Origin of the sequence: Candidatus Kuenenia sp. (assembly GCF_027493735.1) — a bacterium.
Taxonomy (GTDB): Bacteria; Planctomycetota; Brocadiia; order Brocadiales; family Brocadiaceae; genus Kuenenia; species Kuenenia stuttgartiensis_A.
Genome location: NZ_JAOSKF010000002.1, coordinates 160,321 through 175,629 on the forward strand (window position 1 = coordinate 160,321; position 15,309 = coordinate 175,629).

A 15,309-nucleotide genomic window follows, 5' to 3' on the forward strand; every position below is an offset into this window, starting at 1 on the left:
AAAATCTTGCATCTTTTACATGGTGTAGAATATAATAATTTCAATTGACAATGATTTGCCCAAAAGGGCTTATTATTGTGTCAATACACTTAAGATTCTATAACACTAATTAATGCAAAATTAATGCAAAATGTGGAGGGGAAGCTGTTGAAATTTAATTTTAATCCTTTCAGGAAAGGGCTGAATCAGGTACTGGGGAAACTGGAAGAAGATATTATGAATGCATTGTGGATGAAGGGTGAGGGCAGCGTGAAGGATATCCTGGAATCGTTTCCTCAGGAGAGGAGTGTTTCTTATTCGACCGTGATTACTGTCACCAACCGGATGACGAAAAAGGGGCTTTTGACCAGAAGAAGGGAAAAGAAGGCCTTCCTGTATAAACCTTTGTATAGTAAGGAACAGTTTTATGAGATGGTGTCGAAGGCTGTTGTTGAGGGGATTTCAGGTCTGTCGCTAAAAGCCGCAATGGTTCATTTTGTTGAATGCATGTCGCAGTTAAATCCGGACAAGATGGAATATTTTTCGCAACTCATAGAATCCAAGAAACAATCGCTTAAGAAAGAGCAAATCAATGGAAAATAAAGGGGGAGAGAACGTTTCTAATAATCAGCAAAAGAATGCTGATAAGTGTTTTGCTCTTTTTTTGTTGATAAACAGCATCATTGCCTCTGCTTTTGTTGCCGGCATTCTGGTGAGTGTTAACAGCTATATAAAAGGGATTTTTAACACGTACCACTCTGCAACTTGTTGTGGAAGTATTTGTCTGAATTGCCTTTTCAGCTTTTATACGCTGTGTCTGTTGTTTTATTTTCTTTGTATGGGTATTTATTTCGTTGGCGTCGGCAGGGCTTTTTATAAGGCGTTTTTACTCTTTACTATAAACCGCAGTCTGTTTCGTTCTCTTGGTTTGACGGACATAAAAGAGTATCCGATTGGGGATGATACATTAAATACACTGCCATGTAAAAACTCCCCGATATTTGTATCCGGGCAGAAAATATTCAATGCCTTTACCTTTGGCATATTTCGCCCCAAAATATGTTTGTCTGCCGGCCTTTTTTCTTATCTGACCCCAAAAGAGCTACAGTCGGTGGTTCTTCACGAATTTCATCATCTGAAACACAGGGACCCGTTACGATTTGCGATAATGCAGATATTCTGTGCGCTTCATTTCTTTCTGCCGGTTAATAATTATCTTGTGCGGTTGTATAAAATGCACTCTGAGAAGGCTGCGGACGATGCTGCTTTGCGGCTTATGAATGAACCACTTGCATTGGCAAGCGCCCTTGTCAAAATGTCCGGATACAATACAAAGCATATGACGCAAATAGCGATAGCCTCATTTTCGAATGAACAGCAGGCATTTGAAGAGCGTATAAGCCGTTTGGTAGAACCAAAAGTATCATCATTCAGCAAAGGCGGATTATTTGCGATGCCTTGCTATCTAAGCGTCGTATCGGTTTTTTTCTCAGGGATACTTTTTTCGTCCGTCTATTTTCATACACATCTGTTAACCAGCGAAGCCGGGTGCAAAGAAGGTAATTGTCATATGGTTACGTGTAAAGAGTGATTTCAGTACCTTATCAGAGATTTCTTTGCATTTTTTGTCAAAATATTTAATGGTAAAATCCGAAATGTTAAATATGAAATACGAAAAGATGTTCATACTCATTTTACTTTTTTTCACCCAATTTGTCCTGATTTCACGAACCGGGAGTTGTGATACTTCCCCATCAAAGACAAAAGAAGAAGTGGGCGCTGACAAACCTAAAGAAAAGCCTGCCGGTACGTTAAACATACAGTGGCTAATTAATGAGGCGATGGAACATAATCCTGAGATTATTGCTGTGCGTCAGCGGTTAAATGCTTCCGCGTCGAGAATTTCTCAGGCGAAATCACTCGAAGACCCCATGTTTCGGGCAGGTTCTTTTAATATGTCCAACCAACCTCTCAACATTAACGGCCAAACCAGCATGCTGCAACAGCGGTACGCCGTGACTCAGAAAATTCCATTTCCCGGTAAACTTGCCATGAGAGGGAAGATAGCAACTCAGGAATCTAAAATGGCGGAAGAAGATCTGTTGGCAAAGGTGCAGGAAATTACCGCCCTGGTAAAAACCGCCTTTTATGATCTGTTTTACGTAAACCGCGCTATTGCAATTACGGAAGAGAACAGGGAGCTGCTTCGTAAATTTTCAAAAATCGCGGAAACAAAATACGCCGTTGGCAAAACATCGCAAAGGGATGTGCTTTCTGCACAGGTAGAGTTGTCAACACTTACGAATGAACTTATTGTTTTGAACAAGGAAAAAGAGTCGGTTGTTGCCATGATGAATGTTTTACTTGACAGGCATCCGCAGCATCCATTGGGCGATCCCCCTCTTATTGAGATACATAATTTGGATGTAACGTTAGAAGGGTTGGAAAACCTTGCTTCAAACAACAGGCCTGAACTAAAGAAATATGACCACGCAATCAAAAGGGATGAGGCACAGCTAAAACTTTCAAGAAAAGACTATTACTTTATGGACTTTGAACCTATGGTTGAATATATGCAGAATGACGGAAACCCGGATGCGTGGGCGTCTTCTATTACGATTAATATACCATGGTTATGGCCGAAGAACCGCGCCAGGGTGGAGGAAGCAAATGAGGCTCTTTCTGCCTCCAGATCAGAGCACCGGTATATTAATAATAAGACGCTTTTCGAAGTAAAAGATTATTTCGTCAGATTACAATCATCGAAAAGCACGGTAAATCTTTTCAAAACTGGCGTTATTCCCCAGGCGGAACAAGCGCTTAAAGCGGCGCAAATCGGCTATGAAGCGGATATCATCGATTTTCTCAGCCTGATTGACAGTCAGCGAGTGCTTTTAGATTCACAGCTTCAGTATTATAAATCGGTAGTTGATTATGAAACAAATCTGGCAAATCTTGAAAGGGCAGTGGGGATACAACTATCGCAGTGAATTATTCCAGAATATATTATTTAAAGATTGCTTCTGCGTTATGTAAAAGCAATGGAGGAGGGTTTTTATGTTAATAAGAAAACATCTATCAATGCTAAGTGTTTTAATTGCCATTGTTGTGTCTTTCCCAATGGTATCAGGGGCATCCGCTTTTGTATATCAGATGACGCCGATGGCTTTGTCTTCGGCAAACGGCTCAAATAGCATTTTTCTACAAAAAAGCACGTCTAAAGAAACAGGAAAAATAGTTGGCAAGGTAACCAGTACCGACGGGCAACCTTTAACAGATATAACGATCAGCATCCAGACACTTACAGAGGAAACGGCTTACGGGTCAGCCTTTGAGGACATGGCTACCACAAACAAAAAGGGAAAGTTTAAGATTAAAAACCTTGCGCCCGGTAAATACATTGTCAGAGCTACACCTTTATCTGATGAGTTTTATTTACCCAATGATAAATTTAGTGTAAAGGTAAAATCAGGGAAGAAAAAGAGTGTTAAAATAAAACTTTCTTCCTCGTCCCACCCGGACTCTGAATATGTAGGGAGTACGGTATGCCTGGGCTGCCATCCTGACAATAAGGATTGGCAGGAAACGGCTCACGCAAAAACCATCCAGACGCCGGCATCTGATACAGTTGTTGCTCCATTCAGTGGAAATTTTATGACCACGGATGATGGCAAAGTTGCCTTCAGGGCATTTATCAGTGGAGGCGACTATAAAGTCACCCTCTATGATTTGACCAATGAGGCTATTTCCGTCACATATACCGTAGTCAGAACTCATGGAGGCGTTTCCTTTGCAGGAAAACAGAGGTATCACGTAAAAACAGGAGATAGTCATTATATATTGCCCATACAATATAATAATAGAAATGCAGACCAAAGTAATCCCGATGCAGCCTGGGTTTCTTACGAAGCAAGCACATGGTATAACAATGACGGCACGTTAATAACAACAGACGAAGATACTCCTCCGAATAAAGAAAAATCTTTTGAACAGAATTGCGAGGGCTGTCACGTAACGGGATTGGATATTACACAAAATGTCAACGGAGAATTTGTTTCTAATTCAAAGGAACTGGGCATATCGTGTGAAAGCTGTCACGGGCCTGGCGAATTACACGTATCTGAAGGAGGTGGAAAAGCCAGGCATATCGTTAACCCGAAATACCTGGCCTCAGATCGTGGCAATGAAGTTTGCGGGCAATGTCACGTTCGTGTAAAAAACAAGGACGGTGAAAATAGCGCCGACTTTGAGACAGAATATCCCTCTATTATCAATGGCGATGAGATTACACCATTTATACCAGGTAAGGTACTGGCGGACTATATAGAGGAAACAGACGCCGACGGCAATCCAACGGCTGGTTATTGGAATGATAATGACGCCGGTTCTTTAGGTGAGAATGCCTCAGAGAATAACCATTCCAAGAAACATCGTCAACAATATCAGGATTTCATTAAGAGTCATCATTACAACTATGCAGGACAGAAATGTTATCAGTGTCATGAACCTCACGTTACGGGCGAGGCAGGCACACCTCAATTACGCAAGAGAAGTGACAATAATAAGATCTGCATTACATGCCATGATGATTTTGCGGAGACCATTGAGAAAGATGGTGAAGTACAAAACAGACATGCAAAACATGAATTCAGTTCTTCCAGCCCTGGTGGAAGCCTTTGTACAGGTTGTCATATGCCAAAAACTGCAAAGAGCGCAGTAAATAATGACATATCTTCTCATGTCTTTGATATTATCAAACCATACGCCAGCAAAGCGATGGCTGATAATAATACGGCTAACGGTATTCAAAACAGTTCTGGTACCGTGATTACAAATTCCTGTGCCGGTTGTCATTCAACTGATACAGATTATGGAGTGGAACGTTGGTATGAGTGGGAGGAAAAAGACTAGTAAATCGTTTCGCTAAAAGGTGTACGAAAAAAAATGTCATTGCGGGGAGTGGCGTGACGAAGCAATCTCTTGTTCCCAAAAGACTTAAGATTGCTTCGCTGTCGCTCGCAATGACGGTATCAATGTAGATATTTTAATGAAACGCTATACTAGGTAATGTCTCATATTACCATACACACTGTACTATATAATAATAGTTTATGCCTATGTACAATCACTCCGGGAACAGGGGAAGCACATGAGTCATGATCATCATCACAGTGCAGAAACTGCCCATGAAAATTATGAATATATGGAGGCAGAACATGGCATAGAGGATAGTTATCTTTGCCACATGAAACATGAAGGCAGTAAAAGCGATGAGCCTGGAAAATGTCCTGTGTGTGGGATGGATTTGGCAAAAATGGAAGTAAACCACCATAACGATGGGCATAACCATCATTACGGCCATAAGCACGAACAGTAATATTTTGTGATAATAGTTTAATGTATGAAAGTCTTACTGTGCAGTGCAAAAATATGAGTCGGGAAACAGTGGAAACAAAATGATGGTAATCTCAGAAAGGAAACAAACAAATAATCAAGATATATTATGTTGAATAGGAATGTCATAAAACAAAACGTGATGTTTTTATCAATTACCATCCTTCTCTTTATACTTTTTGGGACAGTTCTATATGTTGGTAGCAGTCAGATATATGAAAGAGAGGCAAAATGGCAACACGGGAAAACCACTGCACAATTGGTTTCAGGCAAGAAAATAATCGAAGAATATTTTTCCTGGTCTGCACAGAATTTGCTATTTCTCAGAGATTTGCCAAATACTAAGGATTACGCAGATAGTGATTTTGAATCCAGCCATTATAAAAAAATTGAGGAGAAAATATTCCGCGACTTTGCAAGGGTATATAAAAAATATTCTCAAATCAAAATTATCGATGCTTCAGGACATGAGATTGTCAGGATCAATAAACATCAGGATGATACAACCATTATTGTTCCTGACTCTGATCTGCGAGACCACAGGCATCATCCCCATTTTCAAGAAACTATGAAGCTCGACAAGGATCAAATGTGTTCGTCACCAATAGGTGTAACTATTGATCAGGAAAAGGCGGATGGCCCGTGCATTTCGGTGATAAGTTTTGCGACCCCTCTGTTTAATTCTGAAAACGAGAAAAATGGGATTTTGATTTTAGACATATCTTTTTCAGAAGTGCTTGAAGTCCTCCCTAAAAATATGTTTATTCAAACTGAAGAAGGAAATATCATATCTTTAAAACAGGACGGATCTGTTAACTTTGCTACGTCGGATTATATTTTCCATGATAGTTCCGGGTGGTTATATCTTTCGGATGTAGAAACTATCCACTATGCAACGGTGGAGTTCCTTCCAGGTAAGAGATTCATAGTGGCTATGTTCCACAGCCATCCTTTACTAAAGGCAGGTTTACAACGATTGATATGGGTCTCCGTCCTGCTCCTGGCATTATTTATTTGTCTTATATTGGTTATTGGCTATATAAATTTCTCAAGATTCTGGGCGTTGATAGAGGCGCAGAAGGCTATTATATTTTCTCTGGTAAGACTTACCGAAATCAGAGACCAGGAAACAGGGGATCATTTAGAAAGGACAAGAAATTATACCATAATACTTGCAAGGCAGTTGCGAAAGAAAAAAAAGTACCGGAAAATACTCAAGAACGAATTTCTTGAAGACCTGTATGATGCAGCATCCTTACATGACATAGGAAAAGTGGGAATACGGGATGCCATCTTATTGAAAAAAACAATGCTATCGGACGAAGAATACAAAGAAATGGCGGAACACCCCCGTATAGGGAAACAGGTACTTCAGGATGCTATTGATACATTCAAACTGAAGCAATCGTTTCTTATTCTGGGCAGAAACATCTGTGCGTATCATCATGAAAAATATAATGGTAAAGGATACCCGGAAGGCTTAAAGGGGCTGCAAATTCCTCTGGAGGCAAGGATCTTTGCTGTGTGCGATGTCTATGATGCAATGAGATCAAAAAGGACTTATAAAGAACCCTTATCACACGAAGAGACAGTTAAACGTATAGAGTCTGATAGCGGCGAGCACTTCGATCCCGATATTGTGGATGCTTTTTTAGAAATCGAAAAGGAATTCAAGGGGATTAGCGTCTCTGAAAATATTAATATAAAAGTACCCAAAGGTTTTAAATAAAAAGTATTTACATACTGTAAGAACCAGGTATAAGCCCAGAGGAGCATTGGCGCCCTTTGTTCGGCCAGTGGAATAACATGGTTAGTTTCTGAGAATATAAGCTATGAACGAAATTACACATATGACTGAATGGCCAGGTAAAGCGTATCCGCTTGGCGCTACCTGGGATGGAGCGGGGGTTAACTTCTCGCTCTTCTCAGAGAATGCCACGGGTGTGGAATTGTGTCTATTCGATGGACAGGACGGAAATCATGAAGTAGCCCGTATCCGGATGGCTCATCACACCGATCAGGTCTGGCATACCTATCTACCCACAGTGCGCCCGGGTCAACTTTATGGATACCGTGTTTATGGTCCCTATGAACCTAAGTCAGGTCACAGGTTTAATCCGGCCAAACTTTTACTGGATCCATACGCCAAGGCGATCTCTGGAACCATCTGCTGGAGTGATGCGCTGTTTGGCTATACACCGGGGCACAAGGAAGCTGATCTTTCCAAAGACGATGGAGACAGTGCGCCTAATATCCCCAGGTGTGTTGTCGTTGATCCCGCATTTACATGGGGAGATGATGTGTCCCCTGGCACTCCATGGCATAAGACCCTGATTTATGAGCTGCATGTGAAAGGCTTTACGAAACAACATCCTGGTGTACCAAAAGAACTGCAAGGGACGTATGCCGGCCTGACATGCCATGCGGTAATAGATTACCTTCATTCACTGAAAATTACCGCAGTTGAATTAATGCCGGTACACCATTTCGTGGATGAAAAAGATCTCATCGGACGCGGTCTTTCTAATTACTGGGGTTACAATTCTATAGGATTTTTCGCTCCGGCGGCGCGTTATTCCGGTTCCGGTATAATGGGAGAGCAGGTTAATGAGTTTAAGACCATGGTTAAAACCTTCCACCGCGAAGGTATAGAGGTCATTCTCGATGTGGTATACAATCATACTGCTGAAGGAAATCATCTGGGGCCAACTCTTTCTTTTCGCGGAATAGACAACGCCAATTATTACCACCTTGCATCAGACAACAAGCGCTATTATGTGGATTACACAGGATGCGGAAATATGCCGAATATGATACACCCGCGTGTACTTCAACTTATTATGGACAGCTTACGGTATTGGGTGCTGGAAATGCACGTTGACGGGTTCCGTTTTGACATGGCGTCTGCCCTGGCACGCGAGCTTCATGAAGTAGACCGGCTTGGCGCCTTCTTCGATATAATCCATCAGGACCCGGTGTTGTCGCAAGTCAAACTTATTGCCGAACCATGGGACCTGGGGCCAGGAGGTTACCAGGTAGGAAATTTTCCCATCCTCTGGACGGAATGGAACGGAAAATATCGTGATACGGTGAGACAATTCTGGCATGGTGATAAAGGTGTAGCAGGGAATCTTGCCTATCGTCTGACAGGGAGCAGTGATCTTTACGAGCACGGAGGCCGAAGGCCATATGCCAGCATAAACTTTATAACGGCACACGATGGATTCTGTCTTCACGACCTCGTTAGTTATAATGAAAAGCATAATGAGGCTAACGGAGAGGGAAACAAGGATGGAACAGATTACAACCTGAGCTGGAATTGTGGAATAGAAGGACCAACCGACAACCAGGAAGTCGCAAAATTACGAGAGCGGCAAAAACGCAATTTTATTGCCACCCTTATACTATCACAGGGGGTACCCATGTTGCTGGCAGGAGATGAAATAGGCCGTACCCAAAAGGGTAACAATAATGCATATTGTCAGGACAATGAGATTTCATGGATAGACTGGGATCTGGATAAACCGCGGCAGGAACTCCTGGAATTCACCCGTCTCCTAACTCAACTACGCCATCAACATCCTGTCATGAGGCGGCGGCACTTTTTTCAGGGACGAAAGATTACCGGCTCAGAGGTAAAAGACCTTACATGGTTCCGGCCTGATGGGAAGGAAATGACCGATGAGGACTGGAATAATCCTAGTACCCACTCTTTAGCGCTCTGCCTGGCCGGTTATGCAATAGAAGAAGTTGATGAACGTGGAAAACAAATTGTAGATGACACACTGTTGATTTTAATGAACGTTCATCATGAATCTATCTCTTTCGTTTTGCCGGCGCATAATCCAAAAATACAGTGGAAGACACTTATAGACACGCGGGAAGCAACGGGAAAGAGAAGCATACAACTAATGAAGGGTGGAGAACTTTACAGCCTTGAAGCACGATCCCTTGTATTGCTTCAATTAGTTGAGGAAAGGAGGTCATCGCCTCTTGCCTGAAATGGTGAATATACATCACATCTTAGAGGCTAAAGAAATTTGTCATATCATTATTGAACCTTCTTCGCGACCTGTATATTACCGGGAATGTAATGATGTAAAATTTTGTCATCGTACAGGAGGGGGGGTACCCGTGAACTGCATGTTCAGGAAGCAACGGAATATATTACTCATCATTGGCCTAACCGATGAATACAAAATAGATGAAGTATCTTAAATTTAAAAAATAAAGAATAATAATAGGTATCATGAAGTTGCTTATTATTCCAGCCTCTGTTGTCTTGTGTAGCATAGGAAATTCAATAACAGATTTAAACAATTTTATTCTTTAGAGAGATAAGGAATTGAAAGAAATAGAAAAATCTCTGAACAAAAAAGCTGCTAAAATATGTTTTAAAAAGCAGTATTTACTTTAGGTTCGATACAATAAAAACAATAGCCTTGTTTCTTAAAACAACGTTTTGCATGGCTATTAAAAATTCACTGGATTGGCCTTTGTATTAACCTTCATCTAAACGATAACATATATCATACTTAAAAGGGATTTCCTGTAGAGTGTTTTAAAACATAACGAAAGAATTGAAATTCCTTATACATGTGAAGATCAAATTAATTGATGCATTTATCAAATATTTTGCAACAATTAATTTGTGCTTATTTCAAATCAGTAAATTTGTGTTTGTGTATATGTCTTCTGCCAGGAAGACCTTGTTGCATAGATATTAATGACGCTATATTCGGGAAGTTAATACCATACAGACAATAACCTGCCTCGTGTATTAAAATTTATTTAAAACTATTTTCCAATTATAAAATTATATTTGACACTGCATAAAACTTGTGATAGTTTTACAATGTGTAAAACAATTGTGTCGTTTATAAATTTCCCAAAGGAGATGTTTTATGTTAACAAAAAAACATCTATCAATGTTAAGCATTTTAGGTGCAATCGTTGTGTTTTTCCCCATGGTATCAAGGGCATCCACATTTGTACATCGGATGCCGATAGCCTTATAAATTTGAGATATTTAATATTAAAGATTGTGCAGATGAAGTAGATAATTATAAGTTAGTTAAGAGATACATGATGAAAACCATTCTTGTAGTAAAAGATGATAAAAACCAACTATTACTGTATAAACAGGAATTGGAAAGCGAGGGGTATAATGTTATCACCGCAAGGAACGGCGTAGAAGGCATAAAAGTGGTAAATGATTATTTGCCGGACATAATAGTCATGGACATTATTATGCCAAAAATGGATGGACTCGAAGCTATGGGGAAAATTTTAAGCAAACACAGGAAAATACCAATCATTATTAACACGGCGTTTAGTTGTTATAAGGTAAGTTTTTTGTCCTGGTCAGCCGATGCGTACATAAGAAAATCCTCTGATCTTCAAGAATTGAAAAATAAGATAAAAGAATTATTAGAAAACAAGTAAATTTAAATATTTATAAAAATAAATAATATAATGCCCCCTATCTTCCAGTAACAATAGTAATGAATATATTCTTCGCATTTTCAGGAAGGCCTTTTTACCATGGGTATTTACTTTTCCCGGATACCTGGGGGTATTATGGAATTTTTATAAAAAGATAAAGAAGAAATATAAACTGATGGATAATAATGGCAATCCCATCCCTCATACTATTTTTATAAGTCTTCTCTCTGATTGCAATCTTGCCTGTGATCATTGTTATGCCAGGATCTATAAGGAAAAAAAAATTTTGCCGGGAGAAATGTTAGAAAATATTCTTTTACAAGCTGAATCATTGGGTAGTTTCATTTTTATGCTTACGGGTGGCGAGCCTATGCTATATCCAAATCTCATGGAGATTTTAAGCGGCCATAAGAATAGTTTTTTTATCCTGATAACGAATGGGACTATGATTTCTGAAGCTGTTGCAAAAAAGTTGTCCGGATTACCGCATATAATTCCGGTAATTAGTTTGGAAGGAGATTTAAGAGAGACTGATAAACGACGGGGCGCTGGTGTCTATCATAATGTTATGAATGCCTTTGCAAATCTGAAAAACAATAAAATACTCTATGGTTTTTCTATCACGGTTACAGCAGAGAATGTTGAATTAATTCAAGTAGAAGAGGCATTTTTGGAAAAGTACCCTTTTGGCGCCAAGTTAGGATTATTTATAGAATATATACCGACTGGCAGATCGCATGATTACGGGCTATCCCTATCAACACAACAACGGACTTTATTTAGGCAATGGTTTTTAAATCTGAAAGAAAGAACGAATACCTACTTACTGCATCTTCCAAATGATGGCCGTCTCTTGGACTGTAGCAGGAAGGCGGGAAGTGAATTCATCCATATTAATCCGGAAGGTTATACAGCATCGTGTATATTGTTGCCGTCTGACAAATATAGTGTGTCAGAGTCGCCTCTCGAAGTGTGCATACAAAGATTATATAAAGACAACGAGGAAGACAAGCATCTGTGCGAAACAAGTGAAAGCCATCCCTGTGTGAATTACAGGAAAAGATTAAAAATGCAGTATAAGACATGAGATAATGCGAGAGGCTAAAACGAAATGACTGAATTACAGTGGCATACAATGCATGCCAATGAGGTAATAAAGAACCTTGATACTTCGGTTGACGCCGGACTTAGCCTTAACGAAACGGAAAACAGGCTAAAGAAATACGGATACAATCAACTGGAAGAAAAAAAAGGTGTATCTCCCTTCATCCTCTTTTTGGGGCAGTTTAATAACTTTATTGTCTGGGTATTGATTGCTGCCGCCATAGTCTCCGGAGTTTTGAGGGAATGGATCGATGCGTTAGCCATTATTGCTATCGTTATTATTAATGCGATTATTGGGTTCATACAGGAATACCGCGCGGAGAAATCACTTGAGGCCTTACAAAAAATGTCTGCACCCTTTTCAAGGGTAACACGGAACGGCGAAATACAATCCATCCCCTCCCGGGATATTGTGCCGGGAGATATTGTATTGTTGGAGGCAGGTGATTACGTCCCTGCTGATGGCAGACTATGCTCTTCCTTTAGTTTTATGACCCAAGAGGCTTCTCTTACAGGAGAGTCAACGCCGGTTGGTAAGTCCACTGAACCACTCCCCAATCCTTCTTTACCCATTGCCGATCAGAAAAATATGGTATTTATGGGGACCTCGGTAACGAGTGGTAAAGGGACGTGCGTTATTGTAACAACGGGAATGCACACAGAGTTGGGCAAGATTGCCGGTCTCATTCAGGAGGCAGGGAAGGAAGAGACCCCCCTTCAGCGAAAGCTCGAGGTGTTTGGGAAAAAATTGGTTTATTTGTGTTTGGGGATCGTAACAATCGTATTCCTTTTGGAGTTGTGTAGAAAGGATCCATTATTAGAGGCATTCCTCATATCTGTGAGCCTTGCCGTGGCTGCCATTCCGGAAGGTCTTCCAGCAATCGTGACTATTGCCTTAGCCTTAGGGGTGCAACGCATGGTGAAACGGCACGTACTGATCCGAAAGCTTCCATCAGTAGAAACTTTGGGATGTGCTACAGTTATTTGCTCAGACAAAACAGGCACTTTAACACAAAACGAGATGACCGTAAGAAAGATATTTGCCAATGGTAAAACCATTGACGTATCGGGGACGGGTTACATGCCGGATGGAAATTTTCTTGTCAACGGAGAATCTCTTCTGGGAATTGACCAGAAAGCACTCGAAAAGACACTGGAAATAGGTGTGTTATGTAACAATACCCACCTTAAAAAAGAAGACGCTACATGGAAGGTTATTGGCGACCCTACAGAGGGCGCCATCTTAAGTGCAGCAGGAAAGACAGGTATCTGGAAGGAAATGTTGGATAAACAATTCCCCCTCATTTCAGAAATTCCTTTTGATTCAGAACGAAAGAAGATGTCTACAATAAGAGGTACCTCCCCTGCTTTACAGGTATGTGAAAAAGGTGCGCCTGATGTAATCTTACAGGATTGTACAAAGATTTATCATGATGGAACGACAAGGGATTTGACAGAAAACGATATACAGGTCATTTTGGAGGAAAACAATAATTTGGCAGGGTCTGCCCTGCGCGTCCTCGGTGTGGCATACAAGCCTCTTGACCGGGAAATCACCAACCCTGTCCCTGACACAGTAGAAAGAGAGATGATCTTTGTGGGACTATTAGCCATGATTGACCCACCCAGACCAGAGGTCAAAGAAGCCGTTGCCGTTTGTCATACAGCCGGTATAAAGACGGTCATGATTACGGGTGATCACAAGAATACAGCCCGGGCTATTGGGGAAGAGCTGGGATTTCTTAGCAGCAATTCCTCAAAGGCTATTGATGGAATAGAGTTAGATGCGCTTTCCGATGACGATTTAGCAAAAGAAGTGTCAAAGATAGCCGTATATGCACGTGTAACTGCTGAACACAAACTCAGGATTGTAAAGGCATGGAAGAAACAGGGAGACGTTGTGGCCATGACCGGTGACGGCGTAAATGACGCCCCTGCTGTAAAAGAAGCAAACATCGGCGTAGCCATGGGTATTACAGGAACCGATGTCACAAAAGAGGCGTCCGATATGGTTATAACGGATGACAATTTTGCTTCCATAGAGGCAGCCATTGAAGAGGGACGAGGTATTTATGACAACATTAAGAAGTCCATCCACTATCTGCTCTCGTGTAATACCGGTGAGATTTTGACAATGCTCCTCGCATCGATATTCAATCTTCCTATCCCCCTATTCCCTATCCAGATATTATGGATAAATATTGCCACCGATGGTCTGCCGGCATTGGCCTTGGGTGTCGATACGGTAGATCCTGACATTATGAAAAGACTGGCAAGAAGGTCAACAGAACAAATCATAGACAAGCGTCTAGGTATCCTGATTCTATTTCAGGGTTTTCTCATTGCCATGAGTACCCTTCTGGCATATACGTATGTCCTGTACTATGGAACCCGTGCAATACCTGACTATCTTTACCACTGGTTTTGTAATGAAGCGGCTCCTCACCTGTTGCGTGGGGATATCGAGCTGGCCAGAACAATTGCCTTCTGTGTGATGGTCGTCTCACAATTATTTCACTCTTTTAACTGCAGGAATGCAAGACGTTCCTTATTTGAAATTGGTGTTTTTACCAATAATAAACTCCTGCTGGCAGCGGGGATTTCGTTGGCCATACAGGTGGCTATCGTCTATACCCCTTTCTTCGAAGATATTTTCAGAGTAAGACCGCTGGAGTTAATTGATTGGATTACCGTCTTTGGTTTTTCTTCTCTTACCTTCATTATCATGGAGGTAGTTAAATATGGTAAAAGGGAAAAGAATTAGTAATCTTTTAATGAAAAGTGGTGATACCATGGTTTGTAAGAAATTTATAAAAACAGTTGCGCCGGTAATTATGTATCTACTTCTGTGGGGAGGTAATCTGATGTATGCTGGCGAGGTAGCGCACAAACACAGTGAAAACGACCCGCTGGCTGAGCATTCAACCACAGAGCCACCCATGTGCCCTTTTTGTGAGAAAGTGTATGTAAGTCCGGAGAAAGAAAAGGCACTTGCCGCAAAAAGTATGGTTTGCCCTGACTGCAAAAGTGAAGTATCAGCACTCGAAGTCCATCATTGTGACAAGTGTGGAAAAGACGTTCTTGTATGCACAGCGTGTCAAAAGGCATCCGCTGGTTTAAAAGCCGAAACAATGATAGGCAAGTGCCCCAAGTGCAAAAAGGTACTCTCAAGATATGTGAAGGGAAAGGCATTGGCAACCTGGAAAATGAAATGCCGGGATTGCAGGATGAAGTCGCAGGAATGGCTTATTCAGCATTGCAAGACATGCGATATAGACTTTCTGGCCTGTCCAATTTGTGAAAAAAAACAAGAGCGGTTTCAAAAATAGGTTTTTACTCTAAAAGTTTAAGGCAAAATCATTACTTCATTACGCTATATTTTGAAAG

11 protein-coding genes are annotated in these 15,309 nt (G+C 41.0%); all 11 read left to right on the forward strand.

The window, feature by feature from the left end; all coding sequences use genetic code 11:
• Positions 1 to 147 precede the first annotated feature (147 nt).
• Complete coding sequence (locus tag M5U24_RS02445; protein ID WP_157820306.1) at positions 148 to 582, forward strand: BlaI/MecI/CopY family transcriptional regulator; 435 nt, start codon at positions 148 to 150, stop codon at positions 580 to 582.
• Positions 572 to 1,570, forward strand: coding sequence for a M56 family metallopeptidase (locus M5U24_RS02450; protein WP_099323759.1), 999 nt, complete (start codon positions 572 to 574; stop codon positions 1,568 to 1,570). The genes M5U24_RS02445 and M5U24_RS02450 overlap by 11 nt, the downstream gene beginning before the upstream one ends.
• A gap of 64 nt (positions 1,571 to 1,634) precedes the next feature.
• Positions 1,635 to 2,969, forward strand: a complete 1,335-nt coding sequence (locus M5U24_RS02455) for a TolC family protein (RefSeq protein ID WP_169702940.1) — start codon at positions 1,635 to 1,637, stop codon at positions 2,967 to 2,969.
• A gap of 67 nt (positions 2,970 to 3,036) precedes the next feature.
• A complete protein-coding gene (locus M5U24_RS02460; RefSeq protein WP_099323757.1) occupies positions 3,037 to 4,890 on the forward strand; it encodes a multiheme c-type cytochrome in 1,854 nt (617 codons plus the stop codon).
• Between the two features lie 238 nt (positions 4,891 to 5,128).
• Positions 5,129 to 5,356, forward strand: a complete 228-nt coding sequence (locus M5U24_RS02465; protein WP_099323756.1) for a heavy metal-binding domain-containing protein — start codon at positions 5,129 to 5,131, stop codon at positions 5,354 to 5,356.
• Positions 5,357 to 5,482: 126 nt separating this feature from the next.
• Positions 5,483 to 7,102: an HD domain-containing phosphohydrolase gene (locus tag M5U24_RS02470; RefSeq protein ID WP_099323755.1), complete on the forward strand. Its 1,620-nt coding sequence runs from the start codon at positions 5,483 to 5,485 to the stop codon at positions 7,100 to 7,102.
• Between the two features lie 103 nt (positions 7,103 to 7,205).
• Complete coding sequence (gene glgX, locus M5U24_RS02475) at positions 7,206 to 9,374, forward strand: glycogen debranching protein GlgX (RefSeq protein ID WP_197705305.1); 2,169 nt, start codon at positions 7,206 to 7,208, stop codon at positions 9,372 to 9,374.
• A gap of 1,084 nt (positions 9,375 to 10,458) precedes the next feature.
• Positions 10,459 to 10,818 carry a response regulator gene (locus tag M5U24_RS02480; protein WP_230408031.1) on the forward strand — a complete coding sequence of 120 codons (360 nt, stop codon included), beginning with the start codon at positions 10,459 to 10,461 and terminating at the stop codon, positions 10,816 to 10,818.
• A gap of 175 nt (positions 10,819 to 10,993) precedes the next feature.
• Positions 10,994 to 11,905 (forward strand): radical SAM protein, encoded by a 912-nt coding sequence (locus M5U24_RS02485; RefSeq protein WP_099323752.1) that lies wholly within the window; start codon positions 10,994 to 10,996, stop codon positions 11,903 to 11,905.
• 24 nt (positions 11,906 to 11,929) lie between these two features.
• Complete coding sequence (locus M5U24_RS02490; protein ID WP_099323751.1) at positions 11,930 to 14,686, forward strand: cation-translocating P-type ATPase; 2,757 nt, start codon at positions 11,930 to 11,932, stop codon at positions 14,684 to 14,686.
• Positions 14,664 to 15,251 (forward strand): hypothetical protein, encoded by a 588-nt coding sequence (locus M5U24_RS02495; RefSeq protein WP_099323750.1) that lies wholly within the window; start codon positions 14,664 to 14,666, stop codon positions 15,249 to 15,251. Before M5U24_RS02490 ends, M5U24_RS02495 begins: the two co-directional genes overlap by 23 nt.
• Positions 15,252 to 15,309: the final 58 nt, after the last annotated feature.

What these genes read in the sequence shown, in the direction of transcription:
- M5U24_RS02450 (WP_099323759.1), top strand. Translation starts at nt 572, where the DNA reads ATGGAAAATAAAGGGGGAGAGAACGTTTCTAATAATCAGCAAAAGAAT.
- M5U24_RS02455 (WP_169702940.1), top strand. Translation starts at nt 1,635, where the DNA reads ATGTTAAATATGAAATACGAAAAGATGTTCATACTCATTTTACTTTTT.
- M5U24_RS02460 (WP_099323757.1), top strand. Translation starts at nt 3,037, where the DNA reads ATGTTAATAAGAAAACATCTATCAATGCTAAGTGTTTTAATTGCCATT.
- M5U24_RS02465 (WP_099323756.1), top strand. Translation starts at nt 5,129, where the DNA reads ATGAGTCATGATCATCATCACAGTGCAGAAACTGCCCATGAAAATTAT.
- M5U24_RS02470 (WP_099323755.1), top strand. Translation starts at nt 5,483, where the DNA reads ATGTTGAATAGGAATGTCATAAAACAAAACGTGATGTTTTTATCAATT.
- glgX (WP_197705305.1), top strand. Translation starts at nt 7,206, where the DNA reads ATGAACGAAATTACACATATGACTGAATGGCCAGGTAAAGCGTATCCG.
- M5U24_RS02480 (WP_230408031.1), top strand. Translation starts at nt 10,459, where the DNA reads ATGATGAAAACCATTCTTGTAGTAAAAGATGATAAAAACCAACTATTA.
- M5U24_RS02485 (WP_099323752.1), top strand. Translation starts at nt 10,994, where the DNA reads ATGGATAATAATGGCAATCCCATCCCTCATACTATTTTTATAAGTCTT.
- M5U24_RS02490 (WP_099323751.1), top strand. Translation starts at nt 11,930, where the DNA reads ATGACTGAATTACAGTGGCATACAATGCATGCCAATGAGGTAATAAAG.
- M5U24_RS02495 (WP_099323750.1), top strand. Translation starts at nt 14,664, where the DNA reads ATGGTAAAAGGGAAAAGAATTAGTAATCTTTTAATGAAAAGTGGTGAT.